Here is a 14,066-nt window from a genome sequence, read left to right on the forward strand (position 1 = left end):
GTAGTCCAGGATCCGTCTAAAGACGCGTTATCGCTTTAGCATCGCTTCCACGGCAAATCTCAGGCAACATCCGCACTTTATGTCTGTGACGAAAGCAGATAATAAAAAAGCTCTCGCCTTTGCGAGCAGCTTTCAAGACTTTTCCCCTCAATAATATTCTTGTTTTCTTTTGAATCAAACCAGGCTATAAAGCTGTACATTCATACAGTTAAAAGGTGTTTTCATGGCACTGGAAAAGGGTATTGAACGGCTGGTTCAAGGATTTATCGCTGCAGGTCGCCCCTCATCGCGTCGCCAGACAATTGAGGTACGACGAGCAGGCTATATTGCCAGCACGGAGCTTGCCGGGAAGACCGAAACGCGCGTTCAGCTGGAGACGCTTGTTCTTGAGGGTCTTACCATTCGGGTATTTTCACCTCTCAATGCGCCTGAAATATTGCCTGCTGCCATCTACTACCACGGCGGATGTTTTATCAGCGGCGGCTTTGATACCCATGACAACCAGCTCCGTCAGTTAGCCTACTACGGCAATTGCCGGGTGATTGCGATTCAGTACAGACTGGCGCCGGAGCATACCTTCCCCGCCGCACATGACGATGCTGAAAGAGGTGCGAATCTGGTCTGGCAGTATGCAGACGAATTAGGCGTGGATAAGAACCGACTCACCCTCTGTGGAGACAGCGCAGGAGGGCATTTGGCGCTGGTAACGGCGCTGCGGCTTAAGGTTAAAGGGCTGTGGCAACCTGCGCAGCTTATTCTTATCTATCCCATGCTCGACGCCACGGCCAGTTTTGAAAGCTATACCCTCAACGGCATGGATTACGTGATTACTCGCGATACCCTTTTGAGCGGCTATGAAATGTATCTGGCTGGAGCCGACCGTCAGCATCCTGAAGTCAGTCCACTGTGGCGCAACGACTTTAGCGGTCTGCCGAAGGTCCATATTGTTACCGCTGAGTATGATCCGTTACGTGACGAAGGCGAGGCGCTTTATCAGCGCCTCACGGCGCAAGGCGTGAAGTGTACCGCTCAACAATGGCGGGGTGTAATTCACGGCTTCTTCCAGTTGGGTGGAATTAGCCAGTCAGCGCGAGACATTATGCGAGATATTGCCTGGCGCATTAACCATGCCGGGCGAGAGTGAGAAGGAGACTACTCCTCCTCGTTCCCACCCTCTTCATACGCGCCATACGGCTTCGCAGGCAGAACGATATAGGTGCCTTCAAACACCGCGCCTGGCGTTTCATCGCCGAACAGCTCAACCTGCATCTGTACGCGTGCTTTACGTCCACGCGCCAGACGGTCGAGATCGCCGCCCAGTGCGCCCAGGTCAGCTACCGCGCTCGGCTTGCCGCTGATCGGCGCGCTGTAGCGGATATGGGCATCGGCCAGAATAATGGTGCCGCCGAGATGACGTTCGCGCAGCATCAGCCAGATCAGTCCCCATCCGGTGAGCGTGGCGAGTGAAAACAGGCTGCCGGCAAACAGGGTATGGTGCGGGTTCTGGTTGCCGGTTTCCGGCATGGTGGTGATAAATTTTTGTCCGGTATACTGCTGAATACGCACGCCCATTTTTTCACTGAGCGGTATGTGCTGATACCACGCCTGCTGGAGCTGCCCGCACCAGTCGGCGCGATGGAGAATATCGTCCAGCGTGGCGATGGGTTTGATCATCAAAAAGTGACGAATCGGCGTAGTTTGCGGGGCGGTGATTTCCCCCTGATTCACGAAACCAAGCTTGGCAAAGAACTCAACGGCATCTTCGCGGGCGCTACAGGTGACGCGCTTGACCCCTTCCTGACGGGCAACGGATTCCAGCGTCATTGCCATCAGCGTTCCAAGGCCTTTGTCCTGCACGGAGGGATGAACGGCCATAAAGCGGATTGAAGCTTCGTTGTCGGCATTGATGTACAGACGTCCCACGGCAACGAGGTTGCCCTCTTCATCAACCACCATCTGGTGGTGCGCCATCGCGTCCCAGGCGTCGCGTTCAGAGCCTTTCGGTTGATGCAGTGGTTTGCGCAGCATTTCCCAGCGGAAATGGTAATAAGCGTCTAATTCTTCTTCCGTTTGCGGTACTCGAAGGTGATACATAGCTGTACTCTCTCTTGTTACCCGCGGCCATACCGCCAGTTGGCTCATACCTGGAGCCAGAATGTGACGGGGCCATCGTTCACCAGCGAAACCTGCATATCCGCAGCGAATCGTCCGGTTTGTGTATTCATGTCCTGTTGGCGACAGCGCTCAACAAAGTACTCGTATAGGGCTTCTGCGCGATCCGGTGCCGCGCCCTTCGAAAAACTCGGCCGCATGCCGCGTTCGGTATCCGCAGCCAACGTAAACTGGGAAACCACCAGCACGCTGCCGCCCGCCTGCTGAACGTTCAGGTTCATCTTACCTTCCGCATCGCTGAAAATGCGGTAGCCCAGCACACGCTCACATAAGCGGTTAGCTTTTTGTTCGTCGTCATCTTTTTCGACACCCAGGAGCACCAAAAGTCCTGGGCCAATTTCACCCGTCACCTCATCCGCCACGGTGACGCTGGCACGGGTTACGCGCTGAATCAATGCAATCATGGTTGGTCTGCTTCTTGTTGTTTTTCAGCTTCTGCTGCTTTTTTGAGTTCGCGGTAGACTCCGAGAGTGACAGTTATTTCGGCGCCAAGCAAGACGATACACCACGTCCAGTAGACCCAGACAAACAAAATGGGGATCACCGCCAGCACACCGTAAATCAGCTGATAAGAGGGGAACATGGTGATATAAAGCGCGAATCCTTTCTTGCCCAGCTCAAAGAGCAACGCCGCGACCAGCGCACCCACCACGGCATCCCGGTTGGGTACGCGCGTGGTTGGTACCACGCTGTAGAGCAGCCAGAACGAAAGCCACGATAAAATCAGCGGTAAGATACGCAGCACGTTATCGATCACGCTGTTTAAGTCGGTCGCCCAGCGCAGCGAAAGAAGGTAGGAGCTGATCGCCAGGCTTGCCCCCGCCAGCAATGGGCCAAGGGTTAAAATCATCCAGTAGACGGCAAAGGAGTAAACCTTCGGGCGGACTTTTTTGCTCCGCCAGATGGTGTTGAGCGCACTGTCGATGGAGTACATCAGCAGCAGCGCGGTAACAATAAGCCCACACGCCCCCACCGCCGTCATCTTGCTGGAGTTTGCGACAAACTGCTCAATGTAGTTCTGGATCACATCGCCGGTGGCAGGAATAAAGTTTGCGAAAACAAAATGGCGAAGCTGCATGCTCACATCGGCAAACATTGGAAATGCCGAAAAAAGCGCAAAAATCACCGCCACCAGCGGCACCAGCGAGAGCAACGACACGTAAGCGAGATTGCCCGCCAGCGTGGTCATGTTGTCCTCATCAATGCGATGCCAGAGGAGTTTCAACCACGCCCTCAGCGGGCGCGTGTGGTGATTGGCTTTTTGATGAACGGTTTTTAGCATAACTGCTTCGCAAAGTAGTTCGGTATCGTCTCTTTTCCGGTCACCAGAATGGAGGTGATACCTAACTGATTAGCCCCTTCTATATTATCGGCGTTGTCGTCAAAAAAGACCGCATCCGCTGCCGTGAATCCTTCTTCCTGCAATACTGCCTGATAGATGCGCGCCTCAGGTTTACGCATCCCCATCTCCTGGGAGAGATACACTTTATCTGCCGCCGCGTGAATTTCCGGGTATTCATCCGGCCAGAAGGTGGTATGCAGGCGGTTAGTATTAGACAGCACGACAACACGATGCCCCTGCTCGCGCAGCTTGTGCATGATGTCGATCACTTCCGGGCGGATCGCGACAAATATGGCCTGCCAGCCGTGGGAAAACTGCTCGTAGCTTAACGAAAGACCCATTTCCTGACAGAAACGCTCTGCGAACGCTTCATCGCTGATCTCACCGCGCTCGTGCAGATGGAAAGTCTCACCCATCGCGAAATTCTGCTTTAACGTCGCCAGCGGAACACGGCTAAAATCGCTCCATGCGCCCAACACCCGGTTAAAATCGATATCGACGATTACATTTCCTAAGTCAAAGATATAAAGCATGTTTATCTCCTTTCGCCGTGGAGAAGTAACTGTAGCGGGAAAGAGAAACTTTAGCTATGCGCCAGATTCAGCTTAGAGAAAGGAAAGGCCCGAATCGCAATATCGGGCCATAGGATGATCAGCCAGCCTGCTGCTCTTCTCCGGAATTGACTTCGACAACCTCAACCTTGCTGGATTTGAGGTGATTTTGCAGCGCCGGGCCGGGCAGCTCATCGGTGAACAGCGCCGTCGCCTGCGCCACGTTGCCAATTTCAACCGCCGCGGAGGCGTGGTATTTCGTATGATCGGCCGCCAGTAAAATGTGACGGGAGTGAGCGATCATGGTTTTCACCACGCTGGCTTCGTTAACGTCAAATTCCATCATCGCGCCGTCGTGCTCTATCGCCCCGACGCTGGTGACCAGGTAATCTGCGCGAAATCCTGACACGAACGCCGTTGCCGCAGGACCGATAATGCCGCCGTTATGCGGGCGCAGCGTACCGCCGGGCACCATCACCTCAAAGCGCGGATTCTTATAAAGAATGTGCGCCACCCGCAGGCTGTTAGTGATGATGCGCAGATGATTATGGTTAAGCAGCGCCCGGGCAACGTGCTCCACGGTCGTCCCGATGGTGATAAAAATGGTCGAACCGTCGGGAATATAGTCCGCAATCGCTTCGGCAATCGCCCGTTTCTCTTCGGTAAGCGAGACTTCACGCTGTTCGAACGCCGTGTTGACCACGCTGGATGCCCTGCCCGCGCCGCCGTGATGACGGGTGATCAGCCCCTGCTCGCTGAGCTTACGGATATCCCGGCGCACGGTTTGCGTGGAGACATCCAGCAGCTGCGCCAGTTCATCAATGTTCATATAGCCGCGATCGGCAATCAGCGTCAGCAGCTGATCGTGACGCGGGTTGCCGGTCAGTTCGGTAAGGCTCATGGGCTGTCCTCTGAAAACCATCACGCCCCGCATTTTATACAAAAAGTGACAAAAAAGAGCGGGTTTGATCACAGTCGGGTATACCCGCGCGCCCGCCGGGCTTTGTGCATTTCAGTGCTGCGACGGCGCTGGCAAAACGCACGGCGTCTGCGGCGGGTAATTTCTGCCCCAGGCTGACCGCCAGCGCACCGTGGAACACGTCGCCCGCCCCGGTGGTATCCACCACGTTCACCTCAAAGCCGGGCTGATGACACAATGCGCCGTTTTCCAGCCAGAAGCAGCCGTCTCGCCCCTGCGTAACATACACATGTCCATTTGTGAGCGTTTGTGCTTTTTTCAGCGCGTCTTCGGTGTCATCCCGCTGCGTTAAACGCCGCAATCCCGGCGCGGAGAAGGCCGCGTGGTCGCTTAGGGCGATCAGCTCCGCAATGTCCTGCGGGGTGACATCCGCATCAAGCAACGTCGGTACGCCCTGCTGACGGGCCAGGGTAAATGCCTGTTTTGCCCCGTCATGCCAGCGCACATCGGCTAAGACAATATCCCACTGCGAGAAGTCGATTTCTTGCAGCCAGTCTGCCACCGCAGGGAGATCGGGGCTGGGATAGTTGGCAATCACTCTTTCCCCACCTGCGTCCACCAGCACCGCCGATTGCGACGATCGGGCACCCTTAAACACGCGCGTGTAGCGGGTATTCACCCCCAGGGATTCCAGCTCCGCCAGCAGCCGTCTGCCGGTATCGTCATCACCCACCCGACCAATAAAATCCACTTCCGCGCCCAGTTTCGCGGCTGCCACTGCCGCCGTTGCCGCCGGGCCGCCGCCCACTTCCGTATAGTCTTTTGCGACATATTTCCCACCTTCTTTCGGTAAATCATCGAGATACCAGATGCGATCCAGCACGGTAATGCCGACACAAACGATGCGAGTCATGGTGATTCCTTCTGCGATTTCTGATGCCTTCATTTTAATTTCACCAAATGTTTAAAAAGTGACCCGTGTCAATTTTTTGACTATAAATTACAAATACGATCAAAAACAGACACCACAAACGCGCAAAAATTGACACGATGTGACAGGAGAGAGGCATGTCAGCAATCGCATTTATCGGCTTAGGACAGATGGGCGCGCCCATGGCGAAGAATCTGTTGAAACAGGGCCACCAGCTTAACGTTTTTGATGTGAACCCGCAGGCGGTTCAGGCGCTGGTAGAGAGCGGCGCTCGGGCGGCGGCTACGCCCGCACAGGCAGCAACGGACGCCGAATTCGTGATTACCATGCTGCCAAACGGCGACCTGGTACGCAGCGTCCTGTTCGGCGAGCACGGCGTGTGCGAAGGATTATCCCGCGACGCGCTGGTGATTGATATGTCCACCATTCACCCGCTACAAACCGACGCGCTGATACGCGACATGGCTGAGCAAGGCTTCAGCCTGATGGACGTGCCCGTCGGACGCACCTCTGACCATGCCATCGCCGGTACGCTGCTCCTGCTGGCGGGCGGTACGGCGCAGCAGGTTGAGCGCGCCACCCCGGTATTAATGGCGATGGGCAATGAACTGATTAACGCCGGCGGGCCAGGCATGGGCATCCGCGTGAAGCTTATCAATAACTACATGAGCATCGCCCTGAACGCCCTTTCCGCCGAGGCCGCCGTACTGTGCGAAGCGCTTGGCCTCTCCTTTGACGTGGCGCTCAAGGTCATGAGCGGTACGCCTGCGGGTAAAGGCCACTTCACGACATCCTGGCCGAACAAGGTGCTGAAAGGGGATCTTTCTCCCGCCTTCATGATCGACCTTGCGCATAAAGACCTGGGGATCGCCCTCGACGTGGCCAACCAGCTCCACGTTCCGATGCCGCTGGGCGCGGCCTCCCGCGAAGTTTACAACCAGGCTCGCGCCGCCGGGCGCGGGCGCGAGGACTGGACGGCCATTCTTGAACAGGTTCGCGCATCTGCCGGGCTGAAAAAATCACACTGATACGAAAGGACTGAGGAATGACGATGTACACCCTGAAAGATATCACCCGACCTTCCGGCGGTTTTGCGATGCTGGCCGTGGATCAGCGCGAAGCGATGCGCCTGATGTTTGCGGCGGCAGGCGCGCCGGTACCGGTAACCGACCAGCACCTGACGGATTTTAAAGTCAACGCGGCAAAAATTCTGTCGCCGTACGCCTCTGCGATCCTTGTCGACCAGCAGTTCTGCTATCGCCAGATTGTCGGGCAGCAGGCCGTGGCAAAAAGCTGCGCGATGATTGTTGCAGCCGACGAGTTTATTCCGGGGAACGGTATTCCGGTCGACAGCGTGGTGATCGACAAGAACGTCGACGCGCAGGCGGTCAAACGCGATGGCGGCAAAGCACTGAAGCTGCTGGTGCTGTGGCGCAGCGATGAAGATCCGCAGCAGCGCCTGGAGATGGTGAAAGCGTTCAATACGCTGTGCCACGATAACGGTCTGCTGAGCATTATCGAGCCGGTGGTGCGTCCACCGCGTCGCGGTGCCGCGTTTAACCGCGAACAGGCGATTATCGACGCGGCCAAAGAGCTGGGCGACAGCGGTGCCGACCTCTACAAAGTGGAGATGCCACTGTTTGGCAAGGGCACGCAGCAGGAGCTGCTGGCGGCCTCGCAAAAGCTTAACGAGAACATCGCCATGCCGTGGGTGATCCTCTCGTCCGGCGTTGACGATAAGTTATTCCCGCGCGCGGTGAGCGTGGCGATGCAGGCGGGGGCATCGGGCTTTTTAGCCGGTCGCGCCGTCTGGTCCTCTGTGATTGGCCTGCCGGACACCGAGCTGATGCTGCGTGATATTTCCGTACCAAAACTTCAGCGTCTGGGTGAGATCGTCGACGAAATGATGGCTCGCCGTTAAGAAAGGATCCGAACATGAAATGGTTTAACACCCTGAGCCATAACCGCTGGCTCGAACAAGAGACCGACCGCATTCTCGATTTCGGTAAAAACGCCGCCGTACCGACCGGCTTTGGCTGGCTGGGCAATAACGGGCAGGTGCGTAGCGATATGGGCACACATCTGTGGATCACCGCCCGCATGCTGCATGTGTACGCGGTGGCGGCGAACATGGGGCGCCCCGGCGCGTACGCCCTGGTTGAGCACGGCATTAATGCCCTGAACGGTCCGCTGCGCGACAAGCAGCACGGCGGCTGGTACGCCTGCGTAAACGATGAAGGCGTGATTGATGCGTCCAAGCAGGGCTATCAGCATTTCTTCGTTCTGCTGGGCGCGGCGAGCGCCGTCACCACCGGCCATCCGCAGGCACGCAAGTTGCTGGACGACGCCATCGAGGTGATTGAGCGCTACTTCTGGAGCGAACAGGAGCAGATGTGCCTGGAGTCCTGGGACGAAGCCTTCAGCAAAACGGAAGACTATCGCGGCGGTAACGCCAACATGCACGCCGTGGAAGCTTTCCTCATCGTTTATGACGTGACCCACGACCGCAAATGGCTCGACCGCGCCCTGCGCATCGCCTCGGTGATTATTCACGACGTGGCGCGCAAAGGGGAGTACCGCGTTAACGAGCATTTTGACACCAACTGGAACCCGATCCGCGACTATAACATCGATAACCCCGCCCACCGCTTCCGCGCCTATGGCGGCACGCCTGGGCACTGGATTGAGTGGGGCCGCCTGATGCTGCACCTGCGCGCCGCGCTGGAAGCGCGCTTTGAAACCCCGCCGGAGTGGCTGCTGGAAGATGCGAAAGGACTGTTCCACGCCACCATCCGCGACGCCTGGGCACCCGACGGGGCGGACGGCTTTGTCTACTCCGTGGGCTGGGACGGCAAGCCAATCGTGCGCGAACGCGTGCGCTGGCCAATCGTCGAGGCGATGGGCACGGCCTATGCCCTCTATACCGTGACCGGCGAGGCGCAGTACGAAGCCTGGTATCAGAAATGGTGGGATTACTGCATCAAGTATCTGATGGATTACGAAAACGGATCCTGGTGGCAGGAGCTGGACACCAACAACGAAGTGACCACCAAAGTCTGGGACGGCAAGCAGGATATTTACCATCTGCTGCACTGCCTGGTGATCCCCCGCCTGCCGCTGGCACCGGGCTTAGCGCCTGCCGTCGCCGCCGGATTACTGGATAGCCAGGCCAAATAATTAAGACGGAGTTTTTATGCGTACCCTACACAATATTGACCTGAAAAATAACGAAAGTGGCTTCACCCTGCGCTGGCAGGACCGTCTGATTTTATCCCACACCGCGGATGCCCCTTGCCTGTGGATTGGCGCAGGTGAGGCGGATATCGAGATGTTTCGCGGCAACTTCAGCATTAAAGACAAGCTCAACGAAAAGATTGCCCTGACGAACGCGACCGTTACGCAGCAAAGCGCGGGCTGGGCAATCCGCTTTACCCGCGGCGACGCGGTGAGCGCCACGCTGCTGGTGGGCGTGGATGCGGAAGGCCGTCTGGAGCTGAAGCTGAAAAATGATGCCGCCAGCCATAACCGCATCTGGTTGCGGCTGGCAGCTCAGCCTGACGATCATATTTACGGCTGCGGCGAGCAGTTCTCGTATTTCGATTTGCGCGGCAAGCCGTTCCCGCTGTGGACCAGCGAGCAGGGCGTGGGCCGCAATAAGCAGACCTACGTCACCTGGCAGGCCGACTGCAAAGAGAACGCAGGCGGTGACTACTACTGGACCTTCTTCCCGCAGCCCACCTTCGTGAGCACCCAGAAGTACTACTGCCACGTGGATAACAGCTGCTATATGAACTTCGACTTCAGCGCCCCTGACTTCCACGAGCTGGCGTTCTGGGAAGATAACGCCACGCTGCGCTTCGAATGTGCGGAAACGTACGTCGATCTGCTGGAAAAACTGACCGGCCTGCTGGGACGCCAGCCGGAGCTGCCGGACTGGGTGTACGACGGCGTGACGCTGGGCATCCAGGGCGGCACCGAGGTGTGCCAGCAGAAGCTCGACACCATGCGTAACGGCGGCGTAAAGGTGAACGGCATCTGGGCGCAGGACTGGTCCGGCATCCGCATGACCTCCTTCGGCAAACGCGTAATGTGGAACTGGAAGTGGAACAGCGCGCTCTATCCGCAGCTTGATACGCGGATTGCGCAGTGGAAAGAAGAAGGCGTGCAGTTCCTCTCCTATATCAACCCGTACGTCGCCAGCGATAAAGATCTCTGCGAAGAGGCCGCGAAACGCGGCTATCTGACCAAAAACGCCGACGGCAAGGACTACCACGTCGAGTTCGGCGAGTTCTACGCGGGCGTTATCGACCTGACCAACCCGGCAGCCTACGACTGGTACAAAGAGGTCATTAAAAAGAACCTGATCGAACTGGGCTGCGGCGGCTGGATGGCCGATTTCGGGGAGTACCTGCCGACCGATACCTTCCTGCACAACGGCGTGAGCGCGGAGATCATGCATAACGCCTGGCCTGCCCTGTGGGCGAAATGTAACTACGAAGCGCTGGAGGAGACCGGCAAGCTCGGGGAGATCCTGTTCTTCATGCGCGCAGGCTACACCGGTAGCCAGAAGCACTCGGTGATGATGTGGGCGGGGGATCAGAACGTCGACTGGAGCCTGGACGACGGTCTGGCTTCCGTCGTACCGGCGGCGCTGTCGCTGGCGATGACCGGGCACGGCCTGCACCACAGCGACATTGGCGGCTATACGACGCTCTTCGAGATGAAGCGCAGCAAAGAGCTGCTGCTGCGCTGGTGTGATTTCAGCGCCTTTACGCCGATGATGCGTACCCACGAGGGCAACCGCCCTGGCGATAACTGGCAGTTCGACGGCGACGCGGAAACCATCGCCCACTTCGCGCGCATGACCACCGTCTTCACCACCCTGAAGCCGTATATCAAAGCTGCGGTTGCGCAGAACGCGAAAAGCGGCCTGCCGGTGATGCGTCCGCTTTTCCTGCACTACGAGGACGACGCGCGCGCCTACACGCTGAAATACCAGTATCTGTTTGGCCGCGATCTGCTGGTGGCGCCGGTTCATGAAAAGGGACGCCGCGACTGGTCGCTCTATCTGCCGCAGGACACCTGGGTCAATGCGTGGACCGGAGAAACCTGCCAGGGCGGTGACATCACCGTTGATGCCCCGCTCGGCAAACCGCCGGTCTTCTATCGCCAGCAAAGCGAATGGGCCGATCTGTTTAGCACCTTACGTCATATCTGATAAGGCTCGCCCGCGGGGAAACCTGCGGGCAGACGGAGAACAATAATGAGTCAACATACTTCTGATCCGGCAACCCTGCGCCTGCCGTTTAAAGAAAAACTCGCCTACGGGATGGGCGATCTCGGCTCTAACATCCTGCTTGATATCGGCACGCTGTATCTGCTGAAGTTCTACACCGACGTGCTGGGGCTGCCGGGCACCTACGGCGGGATTATCTTCCTGATTGCGAAGTTTTTTACCGCCTTCACCGATATGGGCACCGGGATCATGCTCGATTCCCGGCGCAAGATCGGCCCGAAAGGGAAATTCCGCCCGTTCGTGCTGTATGCAGCCTTCCCGGTAACGTTGCTGGCGATTGCCAACTTCGTCGGCACACCGTTTGAAATCACCGGTAAAACGGTGATGGCGACGGTGCTGTTCATGCTGTACGGCCTGTTCTTCAGCATGATGAACTGCTCTTACGGCGCGATGGTGCCCGCCATCACCAAAAACCCGGACGAGCGCGCCTCGCTGGCGGCCTGGCGTCAGGGCGGCGCCACGCTCGGCCTGCTGCTCTGTACGGTGGGCTTTGTCCCGGTGATGAACCTGATTGAGGGTAACGACCAGCTTGGCTACATCTTTGCCGCCACCCTCTTCTCGCTGTTCGGGCTGTTCTTTATGTGGTGGTGCTATAAGGGCGTTACCGAGCGTTACGTCGAGACGCAGCCTGCTAACCCGGCGCAGAAACCGGGGCTGTTGCAGTCGTTTCGCGCCATCGCCGGGAACCGTCCGCTGTTCATCCTGTGCATCGCTAACCTGTGCACGCTGGGCGCCTTTAACGTCAAACTCGCCATTCAGGTCTACTACACGCAGTACGTGCTGAACGACCCGATCCTGCTGTCGTATATGGGCTTCTTCAGCATGGGCTGTATTTTTATCGGCGTCTTTATGATGCCCGGCGCGGTGCGGCGCTTCGGCAAGAAAAAGGTCTACATCAGCGGGCTGATGATTTGGGTGGCGGGCGATCTGCTTAACTACTTCTTCGGCGGCGGCTCGGTGAGCTTTGTGGCGTTCTCCTGCCTGGCGTTCTTCGGTTCCGCGTTCGTGAACAGCCTGAACTGGGCGCTGGTGTCCGATACCGTGGAATACGGCGAGTGGCGCACCGGCGTGCGCTCCGAGGGAACGGTCTACACCGGCTTTACCTTCTTCAGGAAGGTCTCGCAGGCGCTGGCGGGCTTCTTCCCGGGGATCATGCTCACCCAGATCGGCTATGTGCCGAACGTGGTGCAGTCCGCCGGGACGGTTGAAGGGCTGCGGCAGCTGATATTTATCTACCCGAGCCTGCTGGCGGTCATCACCATCGTGGCGATGGGCTGCTTCTACAACCTCAACGAGAAGATGTATGTGCGCATCGTCGAAGAGATCGAACTGCGCAAACGTACGGCATAAATGACGTGATTGAGCGCCCTGCGGGGCGCTTTGAGGATCGACCATGACACATAATACTGATCCGTTAACCCTGAAATTGAGCCTGCGAGAGAAGTGCGCCTACGGGATGGGTGATTTTGGCTCGAACCTGATGCTGTGTATTGGCACGCTGTATCTGCTGAAGTTTTACACGGACGAGCTGGGCATGCCCGCGTTCTACGGCGGCATCATTTTTCTGGTCGCCAAGTTCTTTACCGCGTTCACCGACATGCTGACCGGGGTGCTGCTGGATTCCCGGCGTAACATTGGCCCGAGGGGGAAGTTCAGGCCATTCATACTTTACGCCTCCGTTCCGGTGGCGCTGGTCGCGACGGCGCAGTTTATGGCCAACGACTTTAGCCTGACGGTGAAAACGGCCCTCGCCACCGTGCTCTTCATGATGTTTGGCCTCTGCTACAGCCTGATGAACTGCGCCTACGGTGCAATGGTTCCGGCCATCACCAAAAATCCGAACGAGCGCGCGCAGCTTGCGGCGTGGCGTCAAGGCGGCGCAACGGTAGGACTGTTGCTCTGCACCGTCGGCTTTATGCCGATTCAGGCGCTGTTCATCAGCCAGCCCTCACTCGGCTATCTGGTGGCCGCGCTGGTGTTCGTCACCGGGGGGCTGTTCTGCATGTGGTGGTGCTACAGCGGGGTGAAAGAACGCTACGTCGAGCTTACGCCCGATCACCATAAGCCCGGCATTCTGAAATCATTCTGCGCGATTTTCCGCAATCCGCCGCTGCTGGTGCTGTGCATCGCCAACCTCTGTACCCTCGCCGCGTTTAACATCAAGCTGGCGATTCAGGTCTATTACACCCAGTACGTGCTGAACGATCTGCATCTCCTGTCGTGGATGGGCTTTTTCAGCATGGGCTGCATTCTGATTGGCGTGTTTCTGGTGCCTGGCGCGGTGAAGCGCTTTGGCAAGAAGCCGGTCTATCTGGGCGGGCTGACGCTGTGGGCGGTGGGCGACGTGCTGAATTTTTTCTGGGGGACCAGCTCCCTGCTGTTCGTGCTGTTTTCCTGCATGGCCTTCTTCGGCACGGCGTTTGTTAATAGCCTGAACTGGGCGCTGGTGCCGGATACCGTTGATTACGGCGAGTGGAAAACCGGCATTCGCGCCGAAGGGTCGGTGTATACCGGCTATACCTTCTCGCGCAAAATCTCCGCCGCGCTCGCCGGTTTCCTGCCCGGCATCATGCTGGCCCAGATTGGCTACGTTCCTCACGCCGTGCAGAGCGCGGGCACGCTGCTTGGGTTGCGTCAGCTTATTTTCCTCTGGCCGTGCGGCCTGGCAATCGTCGCCGCCGTGACCATGGGGCTATTTTATAAACTCAACGAAGCGCGCTTCGCCTTTATTATCGAGGAGATTGGAAAACGGAAGAAACAGACAGCAAATACCCCTGAGATAACCACCAACAATAAAGCGTCAGCAGTCACTTTATAACAATAAATCCGGCCACTATGTCCTTCCTGTTTATCAG

At 57.5% G+C, this 14,066-nt stretch carries 13 protein-coding genes; 7 read left to right on the plus strand and 6 right to left on the minus strand.

Annotated features, from left to right (window positions below):
- Positions 1–223: 223 nt before the first annotated feature.
- Positions 224–1,144 carry an alpha/beta hydrolase gene (locus L384_RS15675; protein ID WP_023323897.1) on the plus strand — a complete coding sequence of 307 codons (921 nt, stop codon included), beginning with the start codon at positions 224–226 and terminating at the stop codon, positions 1,142–1,144.
- A gap of 8 nt (positions 1,145–1,152) precedes the next feature.
- Here L384_RS15675 and fabY read toward each other — a convergent pair whose 3' ends face one another.
- From fabY to L384_RS15645, 6 genes are all read right to left on the minus strand, one after another.
- Positions 1,153–2,094: a fatty acid biosynthesis protein FabY gene (gene fabY / locus L384_RS15670; RefSeq protein WP_015569910.1), complete on the minus strand. Its 942-nt coding sequence runs from the start codon at positions 2,092–2,094 to the stop codon at positions 1,153–1,155.
- 44 nt (positions 2,095–2,138) lie between these two features.
- Complete coding sequence (gene dtd, locus L384_RS15665; protein WP_015569909.1) at positions 2,139–2,576, minus strand: D-aminoacyl-tRNA deacylase; 438 nt, start codon at positions 2,574–2,576, stop codon at positions 2,139–2,141.
- The gene (locus L384_RS15660) at positions 2,573–3,454 is read right to left on the minus strand and encodes a virulence factor BrkB family protein (RefSeq protein ID WP_023315055.1); all 882 of its coding nucleotides are present in this window, start codon (positions 3,452–3,454) and stop codon (positions 2,573–2,575) included. The genes dtd and L384_RS15660 overlap by 4 nt, the downstream gene beginning before the upstream one ends.
- The gene (gene yihX, locus L384_RS15655) at positions 3,448–4,047 is read right to left on the minus strand and encodes a glucose-1-phosphatase (RefSeq protein WP_003861947.1); all 600 of its coding nucleotides are present in this window, start codon (positions 4,045–4,047) and stop codon (positions 3,448–3,450) included. Before yihX ends, L384_RS15660 begins: the two co-directional genes overlap by 7 nt.
- 118 nt (positions 4,048–4,165) lie before the next feature.
- Positions 4,166–4,966, minus strand: coding sequence for a DeoR/GlpR family DNA-binding transcription regulator (locus tag L384_RS15650; RefSeq protein ID WP_003861944.1), 801 nt, complete (start codon positions 4,964–4,966; stop codon positions 4,166–4,168).
- Between the two features lie 34 nt (positions 4,967–5,000).
- Positions 5,001–5,897 (minus strand): sugar kinase, encoded by an 897-nt coding sequence (locus tag L384_RS15645; RefSeq protein ID WP_023323899.1) that lies wholly within the window; start codon positions 5,895–5,897, stop codon positions 5,001–5,003.
- Between the two features lie 155 nt (positions 5,898–6,052).
- On the opposite strand from L384_RS15645, the gene yihU reads away from it, so the two are divergent.
- From yihU to L384_RS15615, 6 genes are read left to right on the plus strand one after another with little or no spacing between them, the layout of a single operon-like run.
- Positions 6,053–6,943: a sulfolactaldehyde 3-reductase gene (yihU, locus tag L384_RS15640; RefSeq protein WP_023323900.1), complete on the plus strand. Its 891-nt coding sequence runs from the start codon at positions 6,053–6,055 to the stop codon at positions 6,941–6,943.
- 17 nt (positions 6,944–6,960) lie between these two features.
- Positions 6,961–7,836, plus strand: coding sequence for a sulfofructosephosphate aldolase (yihT, locus tag L384_RS15635; protein ID WP_023323901.1), 876 nt, complete (start codon positions 6,961–6,963; stop codon positions 7,834–7,836).
- Positions 7,837–7,850: 14 nt separating this feature from the next.
- Complete coding sequence (gene yihS, locus L384_RS15630; protein WP_003861936.1) at positions 7,851–9,092, plus strand: sulfoquinovose isomerase; 1,242 nt, start codon at positions 7,851–7,853, stop codon at positions 9,090–9,092.
- A 16-nt stretch (positions 9,093–9,108) separates the two neighbouring features.
- Entirely contained in the window at positions 9,109–11,133 is a 2,025-nt protein-coding gene (locus tag L384_RS15625) for an alpha-glucosidase (protein WP_023323902.1), read from the plus strand.
- A 45-nt stretch (positions 11,134–11,178) separates the two neighbouring features.
- Entirely contained in the window at positions 11,179–12,561 is a 1,383-nt protein-coding gene (locus L384_RS15620; RefSeq protein ID WP_003861932.1) for an MFS transporter, read from the plus strand.
- A gap of 43 nt (positions 12,562–12,604) precedes the next feature.
- Positions 12,605–14,029: an MFS transporter gene (locus L384_RS15615; RefSeq protein WP_023323903.1), complete on the plus strand. Its 1,425-nt coding sequence runs from the start codon at positions 12,605–12,607 to the stop codon at positions 14,027–14,029.
- Positions 14,030–14,066: the final 37 nt, after the last annotated feature.

It is taken from the genome of Enterobacter sp. MGH 38, from assembly GCF_000492855.1.
In the GTDB taxonomy this organism is placed as follows: Bacteria; Pseudomonadota; Gammaproteobacteria; order Enterobacterales; family Enterobacteriaceae; genus Enterobacter; species Enterobacter hormaechei_C.

Excerpts from the sequence above, each read along its gene's own strand:
- yihS (WP_003861936.1), top strand. The coding sequence starts at position 7,851 with ATGAAATGGTTTAACACCCTGAGCCATAACCGCTGGCTCGAACAAGAG.
- fabY (WP_015569910.1), bottom strand. The coding sequence starts at position 2,094 with ATGTATCACCTTCGAGTACCGCAAACGGAAGAAGAATTAGACGCTTAT.
- L384_RS15615 (WP_023323903.1), top strand. The coding sequence starts at position 12,605 with ATGACACATAATACTGATCCGTTAACCCTGAAATTGAGCCTGCGAGAG.
- L384_RS15620 (WP_003861932.1), top strand. The coding sequence starts at position 11,179 with ATGAGTCAACATACTTCTGATCCGGCAACCCTGCGCCTGCCGTTTAAA.
- L384_RS15650 (WP_003861944.1), bottom strand. The coding sequence starts at position 4,966 with ATGAGCCTTACCGAACTGACCGGCAACCCGCGTCACGATCAGCTGCTG.
- L384_RS15645 (WP_023323899.1), bottom strand. The coding sequence starts at position 5,897 with ATGACTCGCATCGTTTGTGTCGGCATTACCGTGCTGGATCGCATCTGG.
- L384_RS15660 (WP_023315055.1), bottom strand. The coding sequence starts at position 3,454 with ATGCTAAAAACCGTTCATCAAAAAGCCAATCACCACACGCGCCCGCTG.
- L384_RS15675 (WP_023323897.1), top strand. The coding sequence starts at position 224 with ATGGCACTGGAAAAGGGTATTGAACGGCTGGTTCAAGGATTTATCGCT.
- yihU (WP_023323900.1), top strand. The coding sequence starts at position 6,053 with ATGTCAGCAATCGCATTTATCGGCTTAGGACAGATGGGCGCGCCCATG.
- L384_RS15625 (WP_023323902.1), top strand. The coding sequence starts at position 9,109 with ATGCGTACCCTACACAATATTGACCTGAAAAATAACGAAAGTGGCTTC.
- dtd (WP_015569909.1), bottom strand. The coding sequence starts at position 2,576 with ATGATTGCATTGATTCAGCGCGTAACCCGTGCCAGCGTCACCGTGGCG.
- yihX (WP_003861947.1), bottom strand. The coding sequence starts at position 4,047 with ATGCTTTATATCTTTGACTTAGGAAATGTAATCGTCGATATCGATTTT.
- yihT (WP_023323901.1), top strand. The coding sequence starts at position 6,961 with ATGACGATGTACACCCTGAAAGATATCACCCGACCTTCCGGCGGTTTT.